We start from the raw sequence: 24,461 nt of genomic DNA, 5'->3' as shown, positions 1-24,461 counted from the left end.
TCGCTTGCTGACGATCTTTGGACGCTTACGGAACTGAGACGGTTTCTCCGCAGTCGATCGTTCCCATTGCGCCCCACACGCCATAGGGACTTTCAATCCCTGCAGCTAAGAAAGGTGCACCATTCATCGACGCGGGCAGTGAGTTACTGTCACCGGTATCAATCGACTCAGTAATGAACTTCACGGCACCATCACCCATCAAGGCATGTGCTCCACCGCTGTGATAGCTGGTCACAGTCATCATCCCATCGTAGGAATCGTTCATACGCAGGCACGAAGTCGTGTTGGGTGGCCCGGCGGTACCAACGGCTGTTTCGTGAAAGTGACCATCCGCCCAACGCTGACCGCGGGGCCAAAGCGCCGCTGCAGTCGTGTAGAATTGCGGTCGCTCAGGATCGATGTGATTCCCAGCCTTGCAAGTCGCTGGTGTCGTCGCCCTGTGCGCCCAATCTCCTTCTGGCAAACGTACAATTCCGCTCAAAACACTGCGTTTTCCGTTATACGTACACATCTCACCCATGATCACGGTGTTGCTCAGACCGTCCAGCACATCGCGAAAGCCATTTTGGCGGTAGGTACAGAACATACCCCGTTGACCACCACGGTCACCCCAACTTCCATCCTTCGGACGCCCCGTACTGCGGATTCCGTCACCGTAGGATTTACCATAGTTGGTGTATCCAGACCCTGTCACGGGGAGTTCTGGATCGCTGGGACAACGAAACATTTGCACATTCGCGCGCCACGGCGGGTACGCGGGGTTGTCCGTTCCCGGGCCAGTTCCAAATGGAGGATAGGTAACTCCATTATCGAGCAATGGATTGGCGATTTGCTGCCACAGTGCTTGCTGCTCCAGAAATGGCAGCGTTCCCACCAATACTTGGTTGACGCGGCGACCGTTCGCGCTGGTGCCGTCCCAGCCTGCGGGCAGGGTGTTGTAACTGGAATGATAGTTATGGAGACCTAGCCCCAATTGCTTGAAATTATTGCTACAGCTCATTCGCCGAGCTGCCTCTCGAGCCGCCTGGACCGCTGGCAACAGCAATCCCACCAACACGCCGATGATCGCAATCACCACCAGCAACTCAACGAGCGTGAAACCACGATCACGCTTCTTCCTCGGATACCAAGTCATAAGGCCACCAAAATACAGTGTAAAACAGAATAGAAAGATCAGAAATTAGAAAAGAATTGATCGGCAATTCACTTCGCCGTCTTCTTCTCCGGAGCGTTTGGATCCGCATTCGCTTCATCGGAGTAGAAGGACGGATCTAGGCTTGCGTCCTGCGGCCGTTCGCCCTCATCATTAATCGTGGCTGGCGAATTGGACGCCCCACAACCTGTTGAAAGAGAAACAAAACCAAGTAGCAAACATACTAGTAAGCAGGTTGATCGCATGAACACGAACCAATAGATGGGGGGGGATAAGTAGGCAAGAAAAATGCCATAGTAGTCGTCATAAGGTGAAGTTAAGGGATTCTACTGGAGCCGTCAATTAATTTTTCTTGAAATTTCGAGTCTTAACGCTGAAATGCACCGATGCCGGAGGGGGACGCCGCCCGCAAACTCCTGCTCCCCGCTTGCCTGCGGAGAACCTCCGCATTTGCACTCGGGCTGCGCTGTGGGAATGCCACTCGGCGACACCGATGGTGTGCTCAGCGAAGCCGACACCGTACTAGCCTGTTGAAATCGCTGCCTTCGCTGCCCGAATGCACAAACGACTAACCTGAAATAGAAGCCAGGGACGAACGGGATTGCCTCGCTGACGCGCCGGGTTAGCAATAGGCAGCTGGGCGCAAATACCACTGCTAAACTGCCCACATTGCCACAACTGTCGATGGCATTTTCACCACCCGGACCGAAAGACCCCACGAGACACACGCGAAAGAATCGCGACGCCGAGGAAACATTCCCGCCCGAGCGCTCAAGCCAGAAGCAGCAGAAATGCCTGGCGCGCAGTTATCGATCCGATAGAAACGCCCGACGTAACGCCGAGCGACTAACTCGAAATCCTACCCTCGTGGCGGTGAACGCAGGACGGCGATCTAGAATCCTGCGGTGGGATGGAGCGTGATTCCTAGAAGCCTGCGAGACGGAGCTCTCAACAGGCCCAGACGCGGCTCTGGACGTGCGTCACAAAACCCTCCTCGATCGAGGCCGAAACATCGGCCTCGATTTCCCCGCTGCCTGGCGATGTCACCGGCACTCGGGCGCAGTCAGTCAATGCAGACTGAACTGGGACGCTCGAAATACCTTAGGACACCTTGGCTTTGGTACGGGCCTCTCGCAGCCCACGGCTGAGGATATCACGCAGCATCGGCGAGTAGTCTTCGTACTTGTTCTGATCGGGAGCACCGTTACTGAACTGGTAGATCGCGTCGCGGGGCTTGACGCCCAACGCAATCAACGTGCTGCATACGGTGGCATAGTCGCCATTACGTACGATCATACTCGGCCGACCTGGGCCGACTGGCGCCCGGGCAAATACCTTACTGGCCACCGCCAAAAACTTGACCGGCGAATCGAGTGTTTGCAACGTCAGCAGGCGTCGAGCGAGTTGCACTCGCGGATCATCGGGGTCGTTCAGGTTGCGGGCACCGATGATGTTCAGTCCTTCCTGCAACTCAACGACCTCTTGTCGCTCGTCAGCATGGATCGCATAACCAGCCTTGGCGTCCGCAATGATAATATTGCAGCCTTCATAGCGGTTTTTTGCAAACTCGGCATGGGCCTTTTCAAGTGCCTTGCGAGAGGAAGTGCACCGCAGCAGGTCCATCGCAAGTTGGCCACGCGAACGCTGCCCAAACAAGGGGGTCGCGGTCGCACGGTTGGTCAAGCCGACGAACAGGCCATTTTGATTGACACCCAACCAGGTGCCGCCGCCTTTTTGATCGATTCCACAGAGCACACGCGGTTTACCCGACTGAATCGACGGAGTTTGACTCGGTCGATCAACATACTCCTCGCGATTGGCCGCGACGAGAATTGGACTTTCGGGGACCAAACGGTACTGAACAGCTAGTAAGCACATCAGGGAGACATCCAACTTTCAAAGATCAGTGATTTCCAGTCTCACGCACGCGATCACCCTCGCTCGGAAGATCGATATCCTGCGAAAGAGAGCCTGGTGTGATTCACGTGCGACACAATGTAACTACGCGCCAATCGGCGACACACCCCACTATTGGGTGGTTTGCGAGTGTTTTATTGTGGGAAATGGAAGAGTTTGCCGATTGGGGGCTCGAATCTCATTCATTTCCCACTCCAGGCGTGGCCGTGATTACCTTGACGCTCCCCTGGCGAGGTTTCTATACTCTCGCCCGCACCGCAGCGCTATGAGGGCGCATGCATCAATGGAATCTTTCTCTAACGGCTTGGACCGACCCCCCATGAATAGCGAGCGACGCCATGAACTTCAGGAGAATGAATTAGCCTCGGCCATTGATCGCATTAACACGAAGATCGAACCGTATTCCAAACCCATTGCCGTCGGCGTTGCCGTGGCGTTCGTGGGACTGCTTGGTTGGGGTTTTTACTCGAGCCTGCAAGCGGAGCACCGCAGCGATGCCACCTACCAACTGATCGAGGGCTCGGTTCGGGGTGACAGCGAAACGCTGGCCACCGTGGCAGCCACCTATCCTAAGACGCCCATGGCGGCCTGGGCGCGACTGTACCAAGGCAGCCAAAAGATGGGAGCGGGCATCAACGCCCTCTTTACCAGCCGTGATGAAGCCGAGGAACTGCTCAATGAAGCCAGCTCCGCCTACGAGGAAGCTCTTGCGCTCAGCGAAGAAACGCTTATCCAGTCTCGTGCCAACTACGGCCTAGCACGGATCGCTGAATCGCTCGGCAAGACCGATGACGCCATCGCTCACTACGAAGCCACGATGGAGGCGGGTGAGTCCGCCGAAATGATCACTGAAGCTCAGCAGCGAATCAAATTGCTCTCCAAGCCCGCCGCCAAGTCCTTCATGACATGGTTTGACGCACAAGATTTCACGCCAGCTGACCCGAGCCTGCCCCCCGCCCTGCCATCGGACCAGATGCTCCCGGACCTGCCTGATTTGGATTTCCCCGAAATTGAAACCTCGAGCCAACCCGGTCCAGAAGAGGCTGCCGAAGAGGCCATGGATGAGGCGGCGGCTGTCCAAACCGAGAGTGCCGCGCAAGTAGAAAGCGAAAAAGCTGAGGCACCGGAACAAGACGCCAACGCAGCTGAGCCGGCTGACGAACCCGCTGAGGAAGAAGCGGCCAGCGAGCAGCCTGCGGAGGAACAGCCCACCCTGGAGGCACCCGCCGGTAACGAGTCCGGCGACACGCCTGCTGCGGAGCCCATGGCCGACGAAACCAGCACCCCCGCTGCGGATGACTCTCCCGCAGACGAGCCCGCTACCGACGAGCCCCCGGCAGACCCCGCCGACAAACCCGCCGCTGCCGACGATTCGGCTGCAGCCGATGAAACCGGCTCAGCAGAGGAAGAAGCAGACGAGGCGGTCGACCTGGTAGCACCGCAGAACTCTTGAGCGAGCCCTCTGGCCCCGAGCAGGCATCCTCCGGCGGCGACCCCACGTCGCCGCACGGTCGCATGCCCGATCAGCCCTTGGCGACGGACAACCATGTCGTGCGGGAATTTGTCGTCCCTGATTCTGCCGACGGATTGCGCATCGACCTCTTTTTGACGCAGGTTTGCGACGGGTTTAGCCGTTCTCAGATCCGCCTGGCTGTGCAAGATGACGGTGGCGAGATCAACGGCCGAGTCGTGCGACCGAGCTTCAAAGTCCGCAGTGGACAGCGGGTCCGCTTCCGACTCCCCGAGCCAGCCAGCGACGATACGGTTCCCGAGAATATCCCGCTGGACATTCTTTACGAGGACGACGGCTTAGTCGTGATTAACAAGCCCGCGGGAATGGTGGTCCATCCCGCCCGCGGGAACTGGACCGGCACGCTCACCAGCGCCTTGGCATTCCGGTTTCAATCGCTTTCGGATGTCGGCGGGCCCACCCGTCCCGGAATTGTGCATCGGCTCGATCGCGACACCAGCGGCGTCATTGCGGTGGCAAAAAACAACGCCGTCCACCTGCATTTGGCGGCGCAGTGGCACGACCGCAAGGTCACCAAAACCTATTTCGCCATCACCGCCGGTCGGCTCGATCGGGATCGTGACTGGATCCATGCGCCGATTGGCCGACACCCCTATCAGCGGGACAAGCAGGCGATTCGCGAGAATCATGAGTCCAGCAAGCCCGCGTCCACGTTCTATGAAGTAATGACTCGACACGGGCGCGTCACGCAGGTCAAGGTGTCACCCAAAACGGGCCGGACACACCAAATTCGCGTGCACTTAGCTCATATTGGCTGCCCGATTCTCTGCGATCGGCTGTATGCCGGTCACGCGGTGCTGACCCGCTCAGCCTTGGCACGCGCCGCAGGACAGCCACTGGCCGCCGATCAGCCACCAGACGCGTTGGAGGGCTCCACTACCGCCGATCCAGACGAGATCATCCTCGACCGTCAAGCGTTGCACGCTCATCAACTCACTCTATTCAACCCACAGACGCAATCCGAGATGACCTTCACTGCCCCCCTCCCAGCTGATTTACGGCGAGTAATCGAGTTACTCAGCTGAACCTCCGTTCGTACTGACGAGCGAGTTGGACTATACTTCACTGCGAAAACAGAAAGACCATGGCGGATTGCGAACCCTTTCGACGCATTTGCATCTGTATCTCTTTCTAGGGAATAGCGAATCAAGGTGACAAGGAAGCCGCCACAATCGGCCCATAGCCATGCCAGCGACCACGCGTTTCGAACCCACGCCCACGATCACCTATCTCGGCGCTCAATCTCAGACGAGCGACCCGAAGCTGGTCAATCGCTATGACGAACTCACTCGCGATCGCAAAGTTTCGTGGACGGGGCACTATCGCTTGCTGCGGATGCTCGGTCGCGGCGGCCAGGGAGAAGTCTATCTAACAGAGTATCGCGGTACGGATGGTTTCACCGTCCCTGTGGCGATGAAAATCTTTTCCCCCGAACGCTTCCAGGACGCTCGCGCCTACGATGAAGCGATGCAGCGTGTGGCATCGATCGCCGCTCGGGTGGCAATGATTCAGCACGATAATTTGCTCGATGTGCAAAACTTTTTCGAGCGAGACCGCATCCGTGTCATGCTGATGGAATGGATCGATGGCTACGACTTGCGACAATTGGTGATGCCTCCCTGCCTCGAGCTGCTTCGTGACTACGTCCACCCCAAACGCTGGCGATACATAAACGACGTGATCATGACCGAGGGTGTCGAGCAATCGCGATTCAAGGCAGGTGTCGCGGTAGCGATTGTCCGTGAGTGTTTGGCAGCGTTGGCCGCACTGCACCGGGAAGGTATTGTTCATGGGGACGTCAAACCCGCCAATATCATGCTCAAACGTAGCGGGCATGCGAAATTAATCGACATGGGATCCTCGATCGATTACCGCAACCCTCCCAATGACCGGGAATGCACACCCATCTATGCCGCCCCAGAAGTGCTTGAGAATCGGCCGGCAACCCCTCGCAGTGACTTAGCGAGCCTGGGCTATGTCCTGATCGAGCTGCTCGCTGGGGTCAACCCATGCTCGGGCATGACCAGCTTGGCTGAATTCCTGAAAGCGAAATGGGAGCTGCCCAAGAATCTCGATCGCATCCTTCCCGAGGAAGTCCTCCGCAATCAGTTGCTGATGAATTTCCTGCGTGGCCTGATTGCTCCTGACCCCAGCCTGAGGTTTCTCAGTGCCGAGGTGGCCGAGCATGTCGAGCAGGGTGGTGCTGCGGCGTTCCATCGCCAGTTGATCCTCAGTAACATGTCGACTGAGTACGACAACGACATCCGTCTTTGGCTCGAAGAACTACGGCATCTCGAAAACGACTGATTTTCATGGATAACGATCACCTGCACGTCGCACTCGCCGCCGCCCGTGCTGCTGCAGAGGAGCTGATGTCGCGATACCAGAATCGCGTGGTGAGCGAGAAGGCACCCAAAGATCTCGTCACCGATGCTGATCTAGCTGCGCAAAACGCAATTCGGGCGATCCTGGAGAGCTCTTACCCGAGCTATTCGTTTGTCGGCGAGGAGGAAGGTGAAAATGAGCCACCTGCCGACACCCGGGCTGGCGACCTCGACGCGGCTCCCTGCTGGGTCGTCGACCCCCTCGATGGCACAGTCAACTATGTTCATGGCTTACAGGGATTCGCCGTATCGATCGGCCTCTACGCGCGTGGGAAAATGAGACTGGGTGTGATCTACGATCCCATCAGCCAGGATTGCTTCACCGCGATCGATGGCCAGGGCGCCCGCTGTAACGATCGGTTGATGAAAACCAGCGATACCTCGACGCTTGATCAGAGTCTGGTGGCATGCAGTTTTCGCGCCGGAGTAACACGCGATTCACCGGAGATTGACCGGTTTCTGCGGGTGCTCGAACGCTGCCAGTCGCTCCGCCGCCTAGGGTCCTGCGCCTTGAACATGTGTTATGTCGCCGACGGTAGGCTCGACGCCTATTGGGCCACCAATGTCTCTGCTTGGGACTCCGCCGCCGGGACGGTGATTGCCCGCGAGGCGGGTGCCGTGCTGACTGGTTACGATGGCGGGGCGTTCGATGACTGGGCGCCGAAATTCGCCGTCTCCGCCAATCCCGCACTCCACACTGCACTCACCGAACAACTTCGCTGAGCACCACAGGACGAGTAGCCAACGCGGCTGCGCGGGCCGTTTACCGGAAACCATTTGCAGTAATGCTGCAAGTTTCTTCATGGCACGCGGTTGCTCCCGCCCTCCCTGCCGGATTATTCCGAGCATCTCTGGCATGAGGCCCACCTTCACACGGGACCAGAAGACTCCCGTGGAACCCTACTAGGGAACCGCAACCCACCGCAGAGGAGGCCGCGTCGCAATGCCCTTGGCTGGTGACGCCCGCCCACCAGCTCGTCGGATGGAAATGGCACCGTAATCGCTTCGTGCTGGGGCAAGCAAGCACGCACGCCACGCGCGGGGAAGCTTGGATTTCGATCTGACATCCCAACCCGCGCTGTGACCCTGCATGCCCGACGGACCGCAACGCGACCCACGACTGCTTCGATGATAGCGGTTCGTCAACGCCCAACGATATCTCACTTCCCACACGGAGCCAGGCATCCGCATGAGTGCAATGACGAATCCCCGATCCCGCCCGTCGGCCCCGGCAGCACCGCTGCTGGAGAATGTGACAGCGTCCTCGTTCCCCACCCGCCATCCTTCATGGCTCCGTTGCGACGAACTCGCCCAGCCCCTGGCCGAGATCCGACACCAACTTCAGCAGACGGAATCCCTCGACATTGAGCAAGTGCGTGCACGCACCAAGTGGCGGTTGCGGCATGAGATTAACTTCATGGGCAGCGAACGCTTCCGTTCGCTGCGCGAAGGGAAGCGAATCTTCGCTCTGCCCCTCGGCCTCGCCGATCGACATTCGGCACCCGGGAGTGCTCAAGGTCGCCCCACCGGCAGCGAACTACCAATCCACCTGGGGCGCCTTTGCGAAGCCGCGTTACTAGAACCGGACCAAGAGGAGCAGCTGTTTGAAAGGATGAACTACCTGCGTCAGCAGGCAGCGATACACCGCACCATCCTCAATCCGGAACGTCCCTCGCGGTCGCGTCTTGAATTGATCGACCTCTACTTGGCACTCGCTCAGTGGCACCGCGATCGGATTCTCGAGGCCAATCTGCGTCTGGTCTTTTCCATTGTCAAGAAGTTTGTCACCCCGAACCATTCGTTCGATGAGCTATTGAGCGATGGGATCATCGCGCTGATTCGCAGCGTCGAAAAGTTTGACTTCGAACGTGGATTCCGATTCAGCACCTATGCGACTCAGGTCGTGCGTCGAAATGCGTACCGCACCGTCGTGCTGCTGCAGCAGGAACGCGAGCGGATGATCGGCGGCGCGCAGGACATGGAACTGAACATCAGCAATGAAGACCGATGTTCGGCCATCAGCGAAAAGCGGTGGCATGAACTGCGCAGTCGGCTCGGCGGGATGCTGGGCAACCTGGATCGCCGTGAAAAATTTATCATTCGCTCACGGTTCTCGCTTGGTTCCCATCGCCGGGTGCATACCTTGCAATCTCTCGCCAATCGGCTGGGGGTATCCAAAGAACGCGTCCGTCAACTCGAGCGACGGGCGATGGACAAATTGAGGTTGATGGCACGCACCAATGATCTCGCCGAACTGGAACGCTAGTGCGAATCCAGATAATTCCTCGCTTGCCCCGGGCGGCTACACTCCGCAAGCGCACGCTGGCAACCACCCTCGTTGTCCCCTTTGATACCTGCATCACCAGGCATCCGAATCGTGGTTGCGACGAAAACGATGCCAAAATGCCGGGATGGTTCGCGCGTTGATTGGTGTATAACCTGAGGGACACCATCCACCTCCAAACTCTCCAGTCCCCGCGACCTCCACCGCATGTCTGCAAAACTGCCTAAAAAAGCGATCTGCAAGTGGGACCGGAACACGCTCGAAAACGCTCTTCCGCTGTTGGCCGAGCAGGTCGCTCACGCCACTTTGATCTGCCGCAAGTGCGGTCGCGCCGCACATGAAAAGCGGCTACTGTGCAAACCGGTTCGGTTGGAATCGCTGCGGATGGGAAAGGATGGCGACGACTCATGACGCTATCACTTCGGAGCATGCCGCAATTATGCTTGCTCCCGATCGCACTGGCCCTGTGCGTCGTGGCAGGGTGTCGACCGACGGAAGTCACATCGCCCTCGGACACCGCCGTGCCACCGCCCAATGTCGATGCGGAAATCCGGCTGCGAGATGTCTTTCGCCGCTATCAGGTGGCGTCGTACTACGACGACAATGGCAAGGTGATTCTGCAGGCTCCGGGGGCAAACGCCTTCCAGTCCAATGAAGTCGAGACCGCACCGCTGAGTGTTCATTTCGACCCGCATGAACTTGCCGTCGAGGCGTACACGGCGAGGATCCGCGTGTTGGCCCATCCCGACCGCACCGATCATGATGTCGAACATATTGATATGACCGCGTGGTTCGATGAACCTCAGAGTTCGCACTTCGACGGGCAGGTCCTCCAGCACGCGTGGCGATCGCCGGTAACCGATCGATTGCCTCTACCTCGGGTACTCGACGATGAGGTGCTCCGCGCTCGCCTGTCCGCCGGCCTTGCGGGCCCGCCCCCACAGTTGGAATGGCTGCTCGCCGATCATCCCATGCAAAAGCTCTTCACTGCCGAAACGGAGTTTGAGTGGCTTCGTCCAGCTTCCATTGATAATACTGAGTTACAGCGGATTTCGGTCACGTCTCGGTCCGAGCGATTCGTCTTTTGGATCGATGCCAATACAAGTCTGATTCGCCGCGTCGAACTGCCTCTCCCAGATTTCGGGGTGAGCGGCGCAGGAATCGATCGCAGCCATTGGACCCTCCGCCTCGAGTTGCAATCGGCTACCTTCCAGCCCCCGTCAGCGGCCCCAGCATCAACGTTCCCGCTTCCGCCCCGCCAACCGAAACTCGTTCGGGCATTCGTCCCGCTGCCACCACCGCCACCTTCGGAGCTGATTGGGCGGAGCGTATCGCTGCGGCCACTGGCGACGGCCATTTCACGCCAGCAGGGAGCACTCTGGCAGGGGAACGATTACCTGCTCGTGGCCGCTCCACCGGACAATCCGCCCGATCGCGCGGCTTGGCTGCAGTCCTGGATGCAAGCCATACCGGTTTTAGCTTCGCCACAGTTCCGCCATACTCGCGTATTCTTCGTCTCATCCCAGCGGGACGTTCATGATGCGCTGCGTGGGCTGCCCGCCTCAGCGGCAAGCCTTGTCGCCCCAAGTCTCGTCGACAAGCTCGTTCGACAACTTCGTCTCGACGCAGGCGCCATGGCTCTCTTACAAGCCGACACCGGTCGGGGTGAAAACGGGCAAGTCTTGCTGAGCGAAACGGCCACGAACGCAAGCACTCTGTCCAATGTGTTCGCGGTCATTCGGGACGCCCAAGCTGGAATTGACGTTGCCGACCGCATTCAGCAAAACTACGACGCCATTGTTCGTGACTATGATGAGCAACTTCGCAAACAACAACTGAACTAACCCGGCGAGATGCGTTTGACCACGTGGCTGCGTTTGCCCTGCACGCGGATCCCTCCCCAGACGCCTGTTGTTGACAAATCCGCCCGATATACTATTTCGCTCCAATCAATCCCCTTTTCAATTGCACCGCACCATGTCCACCTATCTTGTCACCGGTTGCGCTGGATTTATCGCCAATGAAGTGGCCTCGCAGCTCATTGCGGGGGGACACCAAGTTGTCGGCATCGATAATGTCAACGATTACTACGATGTACGATTGAAGGAACATCGGCTGGAACGGTTGCAGAGCCACGGCCCCGAGCAATTCGAATTCATCCGCGGGGACATCGAAGATAACTCGACGCTGCAGGGTATCTTTGAGCGGCACCAATTCGACGGAGTATTGAATCTCGCGGCCCGCGCGGGGGTGCGGTACAGCATGGAGAACCCCCATGTCTACATGACGACCAACGCGATGGGTAGCCTGAATCTCCTTGATCAGATGCAGCGACACGGGGTCAAGAAGTACGTGCTCGCCTCGACCTCGTCGCTGTACGCCGGCCAACCCATGCCGTTTGTCGAAACACTGCCCGTCAACACGCCGATTTCGCCCTACGCCGCTAGCAAAAAGGCTGCTGAGGCGATGGCTTATGCCTACCATCACCTTTACGATATCGACGTTTCGGTCTGTCGTTACTTCACCGTTTACGGTCCTGCTGGGCGACCCGACATGTGTATTTTCCGGTTCATCAAGTGGATCGACGAAGGCACTCCGATTGAGTTGTTTGGTGACGGTGAGCAATCACGCGATTTCACGTACGTGTCCGACATCGCGTCTGGGACGATCGCCGCCCTCCAACCTGTCGGTTATGAAGTCGTTAATCTCGGTGGAGGAGGAACCCCCGTTTCGCTCAACACCATCATCGAGATGCTCGAAGCACGATTGGGCAAAAAAGCGAAGATTGAGAATAAGACCTTCCACAAGGCCGACATCAAAATCACGTCCGCCGATATCAGCAAGGCCCGCGATCTACTCGGCTGGACACCTAAGGTTGAACTCGCCGAAGGTATCGATGCCTCCGTCGCTTGGTATCGCGACAACCACCCCTGGTCCAGTCAACTACTTCTCCCCTAATCAGTAGCCGAGTCTCTCCGAGACTCGGTTCACCCGTTATTTGTTTGATTGTCTGACCCGACGGCGTGCGAGACTCCGGTGCGTGCCTCGGAGAGACACGCCTACTCACCAAGCATCAGCAGAACCACGCCGGCTAAGATCCCGAGCACGCATACGATTTTACGCCGCAGGTTCAGCTCCCCACGCATGCGACTGCCCGCGATCAGTGTCACGATCACACTGCCACGCCGTAGCGGCGAGATTACCGACAGGAGTGCGTGGGGGTCGGACAAGGCCGTGAAGTAAGCCAAGTCGGCCGCTAACAGCAGAGGGCTGATCAATAAAATTGATGGCCGAAACTGAAACCTGACCTTCGCCTTCGGGCCGCCACTGTCTCGTTCGCGATACCAACGGATTGCCATGGGCAGCATCACGGGTACGAGATAGATGGTGAACCACGCCTGTACCGTTGCCGGAGAATACGCAAACTCCTGTAACAGGATTTTGTCGTACACCGAACTGAACGCGCCCAAAATCGTGGCTGCGATCATCCACCACACGGCGCGATCACTGCGAAAGCGAATCCCCTCCTGCGCGCCCACGACGGACAGAGCCCAAAATGATCCGAGCACCATCGCGATGCCCAGCCACTGCATCGGCGCCGGTCGTTCGCCGAGAAAGGTGATCGCGATGAACAATGTCCATAGCGGGCTCGTCGATCGAATCGGCGCGGCAATCGAGAGCGGGAGTTCTTTCAAGGCGTGAAACGCGAGCGTCCACGAGGCACCGACGAGTACCGATTTCGCCGCGAGAGCCACGTGTCCCCAACCGTCAATCGTGTCGACACGCAGCCAACTCGGCCAGTCCGCCTGGGGCACCATCCATTGCAGGCTCAGCAGGGCCGACCAGATCGCTGCACCGACGCATACACTCAACAGTAATACGATCGGCACCGCGTTGCCGCGGACGGCAACCTTCTTGGCGACGTCGTAGAACCCCAGCAGCGACGCAGAAATCAGCGTCAACCCCATCCATGTCATGGCTGCGGACTATTCAATTCTGACAACGCTCGGCGGGTGTGCGTAGTTGGGAGGAGTGGCCCAGCCGAGCAAGCGGATCTCGGACGGGGCAGCTGCCCCAATCCTACGCCGCGGCAACTAAATCGCAATCACTCCGATTCCTGCAATTGCGAGATCGAGGCTAAATCTTCCAGTGTCGACGTATCGCCGACCAATTCACGGCCCGCAGCGACATCACGGAGCAGACGACGCATGATCTTGCCGCTACGAGTTTTTGGCAGCGCGGCGGTCACACGGATATCATCTGGCTGCGCCAAAGCACCGATCTGTTTACGCACGTGCATTTTGAGTTCCTTCAAGAACTCGTCGTCGGTATCGCGTCCCGTCGTGGTGATAAAGGCAGCGATCGCTTGGCCCTTGAGGTCATCAGGCCGGCCTACCACAGCGGCCTCGCACACATGGGGGTGCGACACCAATGCACTCTCGACTTCGATCGTGCTCAGGCGATGGCCGGAAACGTTGATCACATCATCGATCCGGCCCATGATCCAGTAATAACCGTCGCGGTCGCAGCGTGCATTATCGCCCGTCAGATACTGACCGGGCACGTCACTGAAGTACTGCTCGACAAATCGTTCAGGATCTCCCCAGATACCACGGAGCATGCCGGGCCAGGGCTCGGAAATACAGAGCTTCCCGCCATGCTCACTATCGACTTCGTTCCCGAGCTCGTCCACGATATTCGGAATCACGCCCGGCAGTGGCTTCGTGCATGACCCGGGTTTGGTCGGGGTGATGCCCGGCAGTGGGCTCATCATGATGCCGCCCGTTTCGGTCTGCCACCATGTGTCGACAATGGGACACCGCCCTCCACCGATCTTGCTGTGGTACCACATCCAAGCTTCGGGATTGATGCCCTCGCCGACGCTCCCCAACAGCCGCAGGCTCGACAAATCGTGTTTATCGACATGCTCGTCGCCCCATTTGATGAAGGCGCGGACCGCGGTGGGAGCTGTGTACAGAACGGTGACCTTGTGCCGCTCGACAAGATCCCAAAACCGATCTTCGGCCGGATGGTTGGGGGCGCCTTCATACATCATGCAGGTCGCGCCCGCGGTCATCGGCCCGTACACAATGTAAGAGTGCCCCGTGATCCAGCCACAATCCGCCGTGCACCAATAGATGTCGTCGTCGCGGTAGTCAAACACCCACTCGAACGTCCGCCGGGCCCACAGATTGTAGCCCGCCGTGGTATGCAGAATCCCCTTGGGTTTGCCTGTACTGCCGGAGGTGTACAGAATGAACAGCGGTGTTTCGCTATCGAGCGGCACGGCGGCGAGTTCGCCGGGCTGCGTGTCGACAACATCATGCCACCACACGTCACGCCCCTCGGTCATCGGCACCTCACCGCCGGTACGGCGGAGCACCAAGCACTTCTCCACGCTCGTCGACTTGGCGAGGGCTTCGTCTACGGTCTCTTTCAGTGGCAGAACCTTGCCGCGTCGATACAGCCCATCAGAAGTGATCATCAATTTCGCGGACGCGTCATTGTTTCGATCGGCGATCGACTCGGCACTGAAGCCAGCGAAGATGACCGAGTGAATCGCACCGATCCGGGCACAGGCGAGCATCGCGATGGCCAACTCCGGAGTCATCGGCATGTAGATGCTGACGACGTCACCCTGGCCTACGCCGAGTTGCGCGAACGCCTCGGCGCACTTAGCCACTTCGATCTGGAGATCGCGGTACGTAAGCTTCCGCTGATCGCCGGGTTCGCCCTCCCAGATGATCGCGAGCTTGTCACCGCGACCGGCCGCGACGTGGGCATCTACACAGTTGTAGCACGCGTTGGTTTTACCACCGACAAACCACTTCGCGTGGGGCGCCTCCCATTGGCAAACGTCACCAAACGGCTCGAACCAATGCAGGTGCTCCAGCGCCTCTTTCCGCCAAAAATCATCCCGCGTATCCCGCGCCGCGGCGACCATGTCTTCGTACTGCTGCACACTTGAGATTCGGGCGTTTTTCGTGAACTCGGCAGATGGCGGAAATAGACGGCGTTCGTGAAGAACGTGATCGATCGAGCCGCTTTGAGAAGTGTCGGCAGAATGGGAAGTCATCGGCAGGCAGGTAGGCTGAGGGGAGGAAAACATGTGGGGGCGCGTAGTTTAACACAGCCAGCCGATAGCGTGCGAGAGCAGCCCAATTTACGCCACTAGGGACGTGGGACAGGTTTCCCGCACGACAGGGATGTGGCAGGGAAATCGTGAATCTCAATAAGTGGACGCGACACAAAAAAAGTGATTGACCGTGCCGCAGATCGGGTGTACCATACCAGCAACACACCACTTATGGGGGTTTTGCAAGCGATGTTTTTTTCCATTGACAGTGCCAACGGGGTCCCGATCTACGAGCAGCTGATCCGCCAGGTCAAACTGGCGGTTGCCGATGGCGTGCTCAACGGCGGCCAGATGGTGCCGAGCGTGCGGCACTTGGCCAGTGAGTTGGCGATCAACCCCAACACGATCCAGCGTGCCTATCAGCAATTGCAAGCCGACCAGGTGCTCGAGGTCGTCCGTGGACGAGGGTTGGCGGTGCGGCGAGATGCACTCGATCGCTGCACGAAAGCACGCAACACGTTGGTGGCCGGTGCGTTGGAGCGACTGCTCACCGACGCGCTCTCCGGCGGAATGTCGCCCGATGAGTTGCGGACACTCTTTGAACAGGAACTGCAGCGGCAGTCCCAAGCCGAACAGGCCTCTAGCCTGTCGCCCCCGAATTAACTTGCTGGAATCCTGCCTTACTCAGTTCACCTTCTCATCACCAACACAGGGATCGCCATCATGAACACGTTCTCCCCGGAATCGGCTCTCTCGTTGAAGAGTGTCCACAAGCGTTTCAAACAGACCGTGGCTCTACACGACGTCAGTCTCCATGTCCCGAAGGGTGTCGTCTTTGCGCTGCTGGGCGAGAACGGTGCGGGCAAATCAACATTAATTAAAATCCTCACGGGCTTCGTATCAGCGGACTATGGTCACGCCTCGGTACTCGGTCACGACTGTGAAATCGAATCGATGAAGATTCGCCGCTCGATCGGATACGTGTCCGATACGCCAGCACTCTACGACTGGATGACGCCCTCTGAGATTGGCTGGTTCACCTCCGCCTTCTACGCCGACGGATTTTTAACTCGCTACCAAACGCTGCTAACGGAGTTGAACGTCCCTGCGGCTACCAAGATCAAAGATCTGAGTAAAGGCCAGCGGGCGAAGGTGGCATTGGCGTTGGCGATCGGACACGATCCCGAGCTTCTGATCCTCGATGAACCCACCAGTGGCCTGGACCCGATGGTGCGGCGTCAGTTTCTGGAATCAATGGTCGATCGAGCCGCCGTGGGCAGGACCGTCCTGCTGTCGAGTCATCAGATCAATGAAGTCGAGCGGGTCGCTGACTGGGTCGCGATTCTCCATCACGGCCAGCTAAAAGTCGTCGCGCCGCTGGAGGAACTGAAAACCAACGTGCGGATCGTTACGGCGACCGTGGATTCGGTCGGTAGTGTCGTGCCCGTTCCGCGTGGCGACGTGCTGACGGAGACGCAGACGGGTCGCCAGATTCGCTGGATCGTCAGAGGCTTGCCTGATGACTGGCAGGACGACTACCCACCGTCCAGCGGTGCGACCAAGTTGTCCGCTGAGCGTGCCACGTTGGAAGAGATTTTCATAGCGGTCTGCGACGATCGAGCGACGCGACCCGTGATCGCAAACGATCACGCCGAGACCGGCTCAATGGAGGCGGCATCATGAACGTGGCACTGCGTCACTTGGTGTGGAAAGACGCGCGGTCGATCGCGTCGTTGGTAGCCGTCATTTTGGCAGGAACGCTAACGTTCCAACTACTTCTGTGGGCCTTGATCCTGATGTTTGGCGAACAGTCCAACGTCAATCTAGCCGTGCCACTCTGGATCCTGATGCCGAATCTGATGGCCATTGGCGCCCCGCCGATGCTCGTCGGTAGCGAAGAGGAATCTGGGACGCTGGGCTGGCTCCGAACGCTACCGTTACCGTGGCCGCTCATAGTGGTCTCGAAGAGCCTCGTCGCGGTTGCAGCAGTGATCCTCTCGTGGCTATTGAGCTCGTTGCTGCTATGGATGACCGTCTCGATGTGGGACGCGCAACTGCCGATCACTGTCGAGCCGATGCTAACGGGTGATGGAATACTCGCTCTCGCCTTCTTCAGCTTCCAGCTGTTGTTTGCAGGCTTTTTCCTGGCATACTCGTGCCAGTCTCCGATCCTCAGTCTGATCCTCGTGCTTCCGACGATGATCGGTTTGATGACTGCAGTCGACGCCATGGGCAGGCTGCTGAGCGTCTATCCCGACCCCAGTGGTCTGTGGGGAGCGATGCGTATCATGACGATCGTGGCGTACGTGGTCGCCCTCGTGGCAGCCCAGTTTCTACCAGCGTGCTGGCGTCTGGCTTTTCACCGATCAACCAGGGACTTGAATCCGCCATCGAGGCGCCCTTCGCGGCGAACTCAACCGTACACGTCCACGGTGCTGCTCAGTGCAGCTTCGCGACCGGGAACGTGGCGAGCATTGCTATGGCAGGCATGGCGACAACAATCACGACCGCTGATGGGATTGTCGATCATTGCTGGCTTCTGCATCCTTCGGATTTCGACCCAGACTTGGAACTCGCCATCGGTATCGGATAGTTTTGCGAACTTCGCCACCGCAGCGATGCTGACGCTGACATGCACGTGGATGGGATGTCTGGGCTTCTACTCCGACTCCATCTCGCGACGACATTTTTTCTTTGCTGACCGCGGCTTTCCGACGCGTGAAGTGTGGTGCTCACGATTGGTGTTACCGATCCTGGCCGTGACGTTAGCCACCTTTGGCGTGTTCATGGTGACGAATGAGGATCGATCGATTTCAGGCTTCTGCATCCTGGGATTTGCGTGTGGGGTGTTATCGTCAATGTGGATGACTCGCAGTGCCTTGGCGTTTCTGATCAGCCCGGCGTTGCTGGTCGGAATTCTCTTAGCGACCACGGCTCTCTTCGAGCCGTACGGGCAATACTTCGGCTATGTCGCGGTCGCTGCCTTACCACTGCTAATCGCATCGTGGCGACTGATGGACGTTTGGTTAAAGCACACCCAAGGCTGGATGACTCAGCTCCGGGTTGCCGGTTTTGTGTTGCTCGGAATCCTGCTGGTCCCCGTGACCTTTTTCACAGCTCGGTACAGCATGATGCCGGAGCCCTTGCCTCAGTGGCGTACCACGATGCTCGCTCAACCCATGCCGAAAGCATTTGGCGAGATTAGTCCCAATCGTGAACCAACCGTCGCACAGTATCTAAAACCTTGGTTGGCAACTCACCCGTTGCCGATCAAAGTGGAGGGCGGGTTGGTTGACCGAGCAAATCTGCTTCGGCAACAAACCGAACGAGCGTTAGTTTCACATCGCTACGATACGCAGGGCATGGTTGATGCGGCTCGATCGGCGCAGCGGATGCTGGAGTGGGCGAAAGCAGCGCGGCTCGCGTTGCTCAAGGGCGAAATGAATCCGGCGAATTTACTGAAGTATGCAGGAAGCGACGAACAGGTCGCCATCAGCCAGTTGTATAACCTTGTAATGAGCGATGTTCATCCGGTCCCCTCAGAAGCAGCAGCACCCATTCGTGACGCACTCAACGCGATGGCGTCGGAAGATCTCCGCGAGGAATCCTGGCGTGTTGCCCTAGCGATGGAGTGGCGTCTGTACCAATCCCGCCGGGGTTCCAAATGGTTGGCAGGCGAGTCGGTCGATGTCGGATACTGGTTCCCTCGCCTCGAAAAAATACGTGCCGATCGCAACGTCGACTGGGCGGTTCACTCCTTGCTGGATACGCCAATGCCAGAGGTTTCTGATCCCCACACTTGGTCCGCCGATCCGCGGCTCTACAGTCACTCCAACACGCCCATCGACTTCGACGTTGGCTACGGCCCCAAATACAAATCCGATATTGAGGAAGAACTCAAACGACGCGGTTTCTGATCGTGTCGCCCGTTAAAACTGGGCGGATGCGCTCACCGGGCCGCCTCGATCGCCTCGTCAAAGTTGAGCTCGAGCTCGAGCTGGGTGTCCCGATCGTCGTAGCCCAACTCGCGGTGCAACAGGCTGGGCTGGATATCGGTGCTGTTTTGATACTTATCGTGCTCGCACGCTTCGAATTGACCGGAGAGCTCTTGATATGAAATCTGACAGACCTGCATCCCTGGATAGATTCGCACCGGTTGAATGCAGTGCAACTCCAGGGTCCAGGTTCCGCAGTAGCCCGCCTGGCCCAATGAACCGCCGGGATTGAGAATCAATCCCAACCGGCCCAGCGACGAGCGGGAGTGTAGCATGGGTACCAGGTTATACGTCTGTGTGTGCTCAATGGTACGACCGAGATAGAGGACACCGGGATGCAAATTCAATCCCTCCGCTGGAATCTCGATGCGGCGGAATCGGTTCGGGCTGGCCGCATCGAGCACCACTTCTTCATACACGAGTAATTCGTGATAGAGCGAAAGGTTGTAACTATTGGCGTTGAGCCGCTCAGGGTCGAAGGGGGCGATGGATAGATCCTTGCCCATCCGAGCAACGATTTCTTGGCTGGATAAAATCATGCGTGGGGTTTACTGGCAGCAGGTGATTGGCTGAAATCGGCGCACAACATGTAATTTAACCCGTTTGCATGTGGCCGTCGGGGCCGCACCGAGCAGAATTCGTTATATTTGGTGGATGCAGATCACCTCAATAAGAGATTGCATGTTCGGTTTTCTTCAAAATACGGCTCGGGTGAGGGCTGGCTCGAATGGGAATTCGCCGTGAATCCGTTTTCTGATGCGACCGAGCTACCGGACGATTTTGATGGCGACGTGCGTCTATTTCCGCTACCGGGCTTGGTGATGTTCCCCCACGCGATGCAGCCACTGCACGTCTTCGAGCCACGCTATGTTGAGATGCTGCGGGAGTCACTGGCGACCGACCAGCTGATCACCATGGCGACACTGATTGACCAGCACACGACTCCGGCGGAATCTCCCCCGCGCGTCTCACCGATCGTTTGTGTTGGAAAAATCGTGTCGCATGCGGAACTCGACGATGATCGGCACAATGTCCTGCTGGTCGGCGTACGTCGGGCGAGGATTCGTCGGGAAATGGAAACGACTCAGTCGTTTCGGACGGCGCAGGTGGACCTGATCGATGACTTTTACATGCCTGCGGCGACGAGCAAACGCAGTGAATTGAAACGACGACTGTTGACCGCGTTTGGCAAGATCATTCCACCCAAGGTCGGTTCACACCAGATGTTGCACGATCTGATGGCGGGACAGATGGGTGTGGGTCCGATCACTGATATCATTGCCTACATGATGCCGTTTCCACTCGCAGACAAACTCCAGTTGCTGGAGATGAGTGACGTCGATGGTCGAGCCGAATATTTGATCGAACTGCTCAACCACAGCGACATTGACCTGCAGTCGGTCAGCGTGAGTGAACAGAAGATCGACCTTCAGGAAGAATCCTCCCACCGCCCCGATCGCAATTCTTTCCCACCTCCCTTCAGCGCCAATTGAGGCCGTCGTCCCTCACCAAATCGGGCGGATCAACCGTCGGGCCAGCCAGCCCGGCCGGAGCCCCGGTAACACCAGCGACGCGAGAGGGGAAGTATCCCGCTGCCGCGAAAGAATCGATTCAGCAGCCAGCCGGCCGCTGATCACCGCCCCCTCCATCGTCGCCGGCCAGCCCGTTTGGACGTAGTCACCCGCCAAGTGCAACCACTTCAGGGGCGTCGACGCGGGCGGACGGCGGGCATCCAATTCGGGGCTGAGGCGATACACCGCGGCCGGGTCGGTCACGATCCGGCTATGCAACAACCGGGCGTCGCTCGCCGCCGGAAATGCCGCTCGCAGTTCACCGGCAACCTGCTCAACCAACCCGTTCCTGGGTGCATGGCTCCATGCATGCTGGCCACTGATCACCACTTGGTAGTAGCAACCGGCGACCTGATCGGCGCGTTCTCTCACGGGATCACGGAACAACCACTGAGCGGTCGTGCCGACCATCACGACATGGGGGTGCGACGTGATTTCACGGTCAAACCACAGGTGCAGCCCAGTGATTGGGGACAGCTCGATCGACGACAAGGTCGCAACCAACCCGCGAGACCACGACTCCAACACGGGTGACGATCCTTGGCCACCGAGCGACGACAGCAGCCTGGACGCCGATCGCCAGTTCGTCGCTATGACGATGTGATCGGCAGGCACCGTCTCGCCGTCGCCGAGCACCACACCAGCGACCTGGGCGTAGCCGCCCGCATCGGGTCTGCGAATATCGCGGACGGTGGCCCCGGTGCGCACGAGGACACCGCGGTCGCGCAAACGCTGAGTCATCCCCACACCAAAGATCTCGGATAACTCACGGTTGGGGACCCACACATCACTGGCACCTCGCGCCGCGGCAAATCCGTCGATGATGACTTTGCGGGCCGCCGCCATCGAAACTCTCTCGGGGATATCGCCGAGCGCGCTCACCAAAATCACGTCCCAAAATTTTGTCCTCACTTCGTCATCTTGACCGTTCTCCGCCAACCAGGTCGCAGCATCGATCTTCGCGATCACGGCCGGGGTGGCCCGCATCAGTCTCCAGATCCCGAGACGAATTTGACGCTGCTGTTTACCCGAGAGATAGTTCAGGCCTGCCAATGCGGGCTGCAAATGTAAGGGAGCGGGTAACCAGCGACTTGCCCGAAAAGGCGAGATTCCACTACCGGGATGGTAAAAATGAAGGTCATCATATCGAGTGAAATGCTCAATCAATTCGGTTTCATGGAGCACATCGAGCAGATTCGTACAACAGCCCATGGCGACATGCTGACAGTAGTCCACCGTTTCACCGGAGATGGGCTCGGCGAATGAACCAGCCCGACCCCCGGGCCGCGAGCGTGATTCGATCAGCGTGACGTGGCAATCGGTTGAGTGCTCGCCTCGCAGGGGCGGACTCGACAACGCCAGCGCGGCGGACAAACCAGCGATCCCGCCACCAATGATGACGATGCGCGGCCGGGTCGCAGGCTCCGCCACTGCCGACTCAGTCACGAATGCGCCTGCAGGGGCGGCGTGCGGGGATCGCGTCCCACCTCCGCTGGCGGCACGGGCAACCGGCGATAGAGCGGTCCGACAAAATGACTCGAAACGATCCCCAATCGCGTCTTCATTCCGAGCGACACCCGGCGGCTGAGAATTGCATCGGGATCTTCCGCAATCCGCTGCAGCAGTGCCCGGTACGTCCGCCACATCATGCTGAACATCGGGCGGCCAGGCTCTTCGAGCGAATCCCACACCCGCCAGCCCGAATCGAATAACTCCGATGCTCGACGCGTTTCGTCCAGAATCAGGCACCGCAGCCGCGCATCGCGGCGCGGGTGTAGCAGATCGTCTTCATCCAGACCGTGCTGCTCAAAGTGTTGCCGCGGCAGATAAATTCGGCCTCGAGCCGCATCTTCGGAAACGTCTCGCAAAATGTTCGTCAGCTGAAATGCCAGTCCACAATCGATAGCCGCTTGCATAGGCAGCGGTTCCCGAAATCCCCAAATGTGTAAACAGGCGATGCCGACCGCCGAAGCGACGAGATAGCAGTAGTGTTCGAGTTGCTCGAAGGTATCGAAGCGACTCTTTTGCTGGTCAGCCAAAACACCATCAATGATCTCCAGCAGGTACCTCGATGGGATCGAAAAATGATCCGACGCATGCCGCAGGGCGGGCATGATTTCGCCGGCACGGGCTCTCAACCTGGCAGCCACCGCCGGGGAGAACTCGTCGACTTCCTCCGCCAACCGAATCGTGGCAGACGCGTCACCAATTAAATTCATGGCCGTCGTCTGTCGCCACCAATTCAGAGCATGGCGTCGCAGCATGACTGGCTCGTTGGAATCCCCAAGGTCGTCGGTGATCCTCGCAAACGCGTAGAGCGCTGACATCGCATCGCGTTGCAGCCGCGGCAACAGCCAAAATGACCGGTAGAAATTACTGCCGCTCTGCCGGGAAATCCGACGCACTGCCGCGTAGCTGGAGGCAACTCGAGCATTGTCGCTGGACGTCATCACTGGTGACTCCCGCCGGTGACGGGTGCGATCGCTTCGTCACCAGTGCCGTTGCCGTGGGGGCGCCCCATGACGCCGCGAACGAAGGTGCTTGCGACCAACCAAGCCTGCTTGCGTTTACTTACTTTCGGTCGATATCGCAGGACGTCATATTGGATCCTCGCGATCGCATCGAGCGTCGCCAGTCCTCCCCGCACGAACAACTCAACGTCAGCCGCCAACCACCGGGGCACAGTCGCGACCAGTGTGCGACCTCGACGCAAACGCCCCCGGGCTCGGTCACACTGTTCGGTAATGGCATCCCGAACACACGCGGGAGTTGGACGAGAGTGCGTGATCGTCTCTGCTAATACAGCGGCATCAAAACCGTGTCGCTGCATGACCGACTCCGGCAAGTAAACTCGTCCAATTGCAAAGTCACGCGTGACGTCTTGCCAAAAGTTCGCGAGCTGCAGGCCGGTGCAAACGTCATCGCTGAGCCGAAAGTGCGACTCGGTATCGCACCCTCCCAGCGCCAGGACGATCCGCCCAACTGGGTTGGCCGACCGGCAACAGTAGTCCAGCAGCATCGATTCGTCGCGATACCGATGCACGGTCTGGTCCTGGACAAAGGCATCGAGCAAATCATCAAATGGTTTTCGCGGCAGGTGGAATCGCCGCACCGTCTCGGCCAAAGCGACGAACGGCCCCGTAACCTCTCCGCCACTGTAGATATTCGCGATGGAAATGCGAAAACTCGCCAGCGCCTCGTTCGCCGCTGCGGTGGACGCGGATTCATCGGCCGCATCGTCGGCGGCCCGACAAAACGCATACACATCGTAGAATGGCTGACGCATCCGCCGCGGCAACAGCACGCTGGCGACGACAAAATTCTCGTAGTGTGAGCGAGCGATGTCGCGGCATTGTTTGCGCGAAGCGGCTAGCTCGCGATCGGGAACGGGGGTGGAGACAGAAACGGTCGAGCTCACGGGGAGGAGAGATGGGGGTGAAAGTAGCGGGGGTCCGTTGGACGTGGTGGCGGGTCAGCGGTTATTCTACCGGTTCGACGACGATTGACATTCCTTGGCGAGGAGTTTTTTCGCTCGGCGGGCAGGTAACCA

The 24,461-nt window shown here is 58.5% G+C and carries 20 protein-coding genes; 12 read left to right on the top strand and 8 right to left on the bottom strand.

The genetic code is table 11. The features are described from left to right. Positions 1–25: 25 nt before the first annotated feature. Both Poly21_RS15050 and Poly21_RS15045 read right to left on the bottom strand, forming a co-directional pair. Complete coding sequence (locus tag Poly21_RS15050; protein WP_146407773.1) at positions 26–1,135, bottom strand: DUF1559 domain-containing protein; 1,110 nt, start codon at positions 1,133–1,135, stop codon at positions 26–28. Positions 1,136–2,254: 1,119 nt separating this feature from the next. Beyond that, a complete protein-coding gene (locus Poly21_RS15045; protein ID WP_146407772.1) occupies positions 2,255–3,031 on the bottom strand; it encodes an NRDE family protein in 777 nt (258 codons plus the stop codon). Between the two features lie 358 nt (positions 3,032–3,389). Here Poly21_RS15045 and Poly21_RS15040 point away from each other — a divergent pair, with 358 nt between their 5' ends. The 8 genes from Poly21_RS15040 (at position 3,390) to Poly21_RS15005 (ending at position 12,227) form a co-directional block, all read left to right on the top strand. Beyond that, positions 3,390–4,523, top strand: coding sequence for a tetratricopeptide repeat protein (locus tag Poly21_RS15040; RefSeq protein ID WP_146407771.1), 1,134 nt, complete (start codon positions 3,390–3,392; stop codon positions 4,521–4,523). A 62-nt stretch (positions 4,524–4,585) separates the two neighbouring features. Then, on the top strand, positions 4,586–5,626 hold the full coding sequence (locus Poly21_RS15035; protein WP_367302562.1) for an RluA family pseudouridine synthase: 1,041 nt from the start codon (positions 4,586–4,588) through the stop codon (positions 5,624–5,626). A gap of 160 nt (positions 5,627–5,786) precedes the next feature. Then, positions 5,787–6,908: a serine/threonine-protein kinase gene (locus Poly21_RS15030; RefSeq protein WP_146407770.1), complete on the top strand. Its 1,122-nt coding sequence runs from the start codon at positions 5,787–5,789 to the stop codon at positions 6,906–6,908. Positions 6,909–6,913: 5 nt separating this feature from the next. Next, positions 6,914–7,708 (top strand): inositol monophosphatase family protein, encoded by a 795-nt coding sequence (locus Poly21_RS15025; RefSeq protein WP_146407769.1) that lies wholly within the window; start codon positions 6,914–6,916, stop codon positions 7,706–7,708. A 466-nt stretch (positions 7,709–8,174) separates the two neighbouring features. Beyond that, the gene (locus tag Poly21_RS15020) at positions 8,175–9,251 is read left to right on the top strand and encodes a sigma-70 family RNA polymerase sigma factor (protein WP_146407768.1); all 1,077 of its coding nucleotides are present in this window, start codon (positions 8,175–8,177) and stop codon (positions 9,249–9,251) included. Positions 9,252–9,476: 225 nt separating this feature from the next. After that, a complete protein-coding gene (locus Poly21_RS15015) occupies positions 9,477–9,680 on the top strand; it encodes a hypothetical protein (RefSeq protein ID WP_146407767.1) in 204 nt (67 codons plus the stop codon). Beyond that, positions 9,677–11,113 (top strand): hypothetical protein, encoded by a 1,437-nt coding sequence (locus Poly21_RS15010; RefSeq protein ID WP_146407766.1) that lies wholly within the window; start codon positions 9,677–9,679, stop codon positions 11,111–11,113. Before Poly21_RS15015 ends, Poly21_RS15010 begins: the two co-directional genes overlap by 4 nt. Positions 11,114–11,246: 133 nt before the next feature. Further along, positions 11,247–12,227 carry an SDR family NAD(P)-dependent oxidoreductase gene (locus Poly21_RS15005; protein ID WP_146407765.1) on the top strand — a complete coding sequence of 327 codons (981 nt, stop codon included), beginning with the start codon at positions 11,247–11,249 and terminating at the stop codon, positions 12,225–12,227. A 101-nt stretch (positions 12,228–12,328) separates the two neighbouring features. Here the strand turns inward: Poly21_RS15005 and Poly21_RS15000 are convergent, their stop codons facing one another. Beyond that, entirely contained in the window at positions 12,329–13,246 is a 918-nt protein-coding gene (locus tag Poly21_RS15000; RefSeq protein WP_146407764.1) for an EamA family transporter, read from the bottom strand. Between the two features lie 128 nt (positions 13,247–13,374). Continuing rightward, complete coding sequence (gene acs, locus Poly21_RS14995) at positions 13,375–15,345, bottom strand: acetate--CoA ligase (protein ID WP_146408717.1); 1,971 nt, start codon at positions 15,343–15,345, stop codon at positions 13,375–13,377. Positions 15,346–15,594: 249 nt separating this feature from the next. Here acs and Poly21_RS14990 point away from each other — a divergent pair, with 249 nt between their 5' ends. Genes Poly21_RS14990 through Poly21_RS14980 form a run of 3 tightly spaced genes read left to right on the top strand, consistent with a single transcriptional unit; the run spans position 15,595 to position 19,262 of the window. Continuing rightward, positions 15,595–16,008, top strand: coding sequence for a GntR family transcriptional regulator (locus Poly21_RS14990; protein ID WP_146407763.1), 414 nt, complete (start codon positions 15,595–15,597; stop codon positions 16,006–16,008). 60 nt (positions 16,009–16,068) lie between these two features. Next, on the top strand, positions 16,069–17,028 hold the full coding sequence (locus Poly21_RS14985) for an ABC transporter ATP-binding protein (protein ID WP_146407762.1): 960 nt from the start codon (positions 16,069–16,071) through the stop codon (positions 17,026–17,028). Beyond that, a complete protein-coding gene (locus Poly21_RS14980; protein WP_146407761.1) occupies positions 17,025–19,262 on the top strand; it encodes a hypothetical protein in 2,238 nt (745 codons plus the stop codon). Before Poly21_RS14985 ends, Poly21_RS14980 begins: the two co-directional genes overlap by 4 nt. Positions 19,263–19,294: 32 nt before the next feature. Here the strand turns inward: Poly21_RS14980 and Poly21_RS14975 are convergent, their stop codons facing one another. Then, positions 19,295–19,879, bottom strand: a complete 585-nt coding sequence (locus tag Poly21_RS14975) for a dCTP deaminase (protein ID WP_146407760.1) — start codon at positions 19,877–19,879, stop codon at positions 19,295–19,297. A gap of 201 nt (positions 19,880–20,080) precedes the next feature. Here Poly21_RS14975 and Poly21_RS14970 point away from each other — a divergent pair, with 201 nt between their 5' ends. Continuing rightward, positions 20,081–20,833, top strand: coding sequence for an LON peptidase substrate-binding domain-containing protein (locus Poly21_RS14970; RefSeq protein WP_302119007.1), 753 nt, complete (start codon positions 20,081–20,083; stop codon positions 20,831–20,833). Positions 20,834–20,845: 12 nt separating this feature from the next. On the opposite strand, the gene hpnE is transcribed toward Poly21_RS14970, so the two are convergent. From hpnE to hpnC, 3 genes are read right to left on the bottom strand one after another with little or no spacing between them, the layout of a single operon-like run. Further along, complete coding sequence (gene hpnE / locus Poly21_RS14965) at positions 20,846–22,357, bottom strand: hydroxysqualene dehydroxylase HpnE (protein ID WP_302119006.1); 1,512 nt, start codon at positions 22,355–22,357, stop codon at positions 20,846–20,848. Continuing rightward, a complete protein-coding gene (locus Poly21_RS14960) occupies positions 22,354–23,361 on the bottom strand; it encodes a phytoene/squalene synthase family protein (RefSeq protein WP_146408714.1) in 1,008 nt (335 codons plus the stop codon). The genes hpnE and Poly21_RS14960 overlap by 4 nt, the downstream gene beginning before the upstream one ends. Then, on the bottom strand, positions 23,361–24,329 hold the full coding sequence (gene hpnC / locus Poly21_RS14955) for a squalene synthase HpnC (protein WP_146407759.1): 969 nt from the start codon (positions 24,327–24,329) through the stop codon (positions 23,361–23,363). Before hpnC ends, Poly21_RS14960 begins: the two co-directional genes overlap by 1 nt. Positions 24,330–24,461 lie beyond the last annotated feature (132 nt).

The organism is Allorhodopirellula heiligendammensis (assembly GCF_007860105.1).
GTDB classification, from domain to species: domain Bacteria; phylum Planctomycetota; class Planctomycetia; order Pirellulales; family Pirellulaceae; genus Rhodopirellula; species Rhodopirellula heiligendammensis.
This window is presented reverse-complemented; position numbering and strand designations above follow the sequence as displayed.

Bases quoted from the DNA above. Each gene is read 5' to 3' on its own strand.
- Poly21_RS15050 (WP_146407773.1), bottom strand. From the start codon at position 1,135: ATGACTTGGTATCCGAGGAAGAAGCGTGATCGTGGTTTCACGCTCGTT.
- Poly21_RS15045 (WP_146407772.1), bottom strand. From the start codon at position 3,031: ATGTGCTTACTAGCTGTTCAGTACCGTTTGGTCCCCGAAAGTCCAATT.
- Poly21_RS15040 (WP_146407771.1), top strand. From the start codon at position 3,390: ATGAATAGCGAGCGACGCCATGAACTTCAGGAGAATGAATTAGCCTCG.
- Poly21_RS15035 (WP_367302562.1), top strand. From the start codon at position 4,586: ATGCCCGATCAGCCCTTGGCGACGGACAACCATGTCGTGCGGGAATTT.
- Poly21_RS15030 (WP_146407770.1), top strand. From the start codon at position 5,787: ATGCCAGCGACCACGCGTTTCGAACCCACGCCCACGATCACCTATCTC.
- Poly21_RS15025 (WP_146407769.1), top strand. From the start codon at position 6,914: ATGGATAACGATCACCTGCACGTCGCACTCGCCGCCGCCCGTGCTGCT.
- Poly21_RS15020 (WP_146407768.1), top strand. From the start codon at position 8,175: ATGAGTGCAATGACGAATCCCCGATCCCGCCCGTCGGCCCCGGCAGCA.
- Poly21_RS15015 (WP_146407767.1), top strand. From the start codon at position 9,477: ATGTCTGCAAAACTGCCTAAAAAAGCGATCTGCAAGTGGGACCGGAAC.
- Poly21_RS15010 (WP_146407766.1), top strand. From the start codon at position 9,677: ATGACGCTATCACTTCGGAGCATGCCGCAATTATGCTTGCTCCCGATC.
- Poly21_RS15005 (WP_146407765.1), top strand. From the start codon at position 11,247: ATGTCCACCTATCTTGTCACCGGTTGCGCTGGATTTATCGCCAATGAA.
- Poly21_RS15000 (WP_146407764.1), bottom strand. From the start codon at position 13,246: ATGACATGGATGGGGTTGACGCTGATTTCTGCGTCGCTGCTGGGGTTC.
- acs (WP_146408717.1), bottom strand. From the start codon at position 15,345: ATGACTTCCCATTCTGCCGACACTTCTCAAAGCGGCTCGATCGATCAC.
- Poly21_RS14990 (WP_146407763.1), top strand. From the start codon at position 15,595: ATGTTTTTTTCCATTGACAGTGCCAACGGGGTCCCGATCTACGAGCAG.
- Poly21_RS14985 (WP_146407762.1), top strand. From the start codon at position 16,069: ATGAACACGTTCTCCCCGGAATCGGCTCTCTCGTTGAAGAGTGTCCAC.
- Poly21_RS14980 (WP_146407761.1), top strand. From the start codon at position 17,025: ATGAACGTGGCACTGCGTCACTTGGTGTGGAAAGACGCGCGGTCGATC.
- Poly21_RS14975 (WP_146407760.1), bottom strand. From the start codon at position 19,879: ATGATTTTATCCAGCCAAGAAATCGTTGCTCGGATGGGCAAGGATCTA.
- Poly21_RS14960 (WP_146408714.1), bottom strand. From the start codon at position 23,361: ATGACGTCCAGCGACAATGCTCGAGTTGCCTCCAGCTACGCGGCAGTG.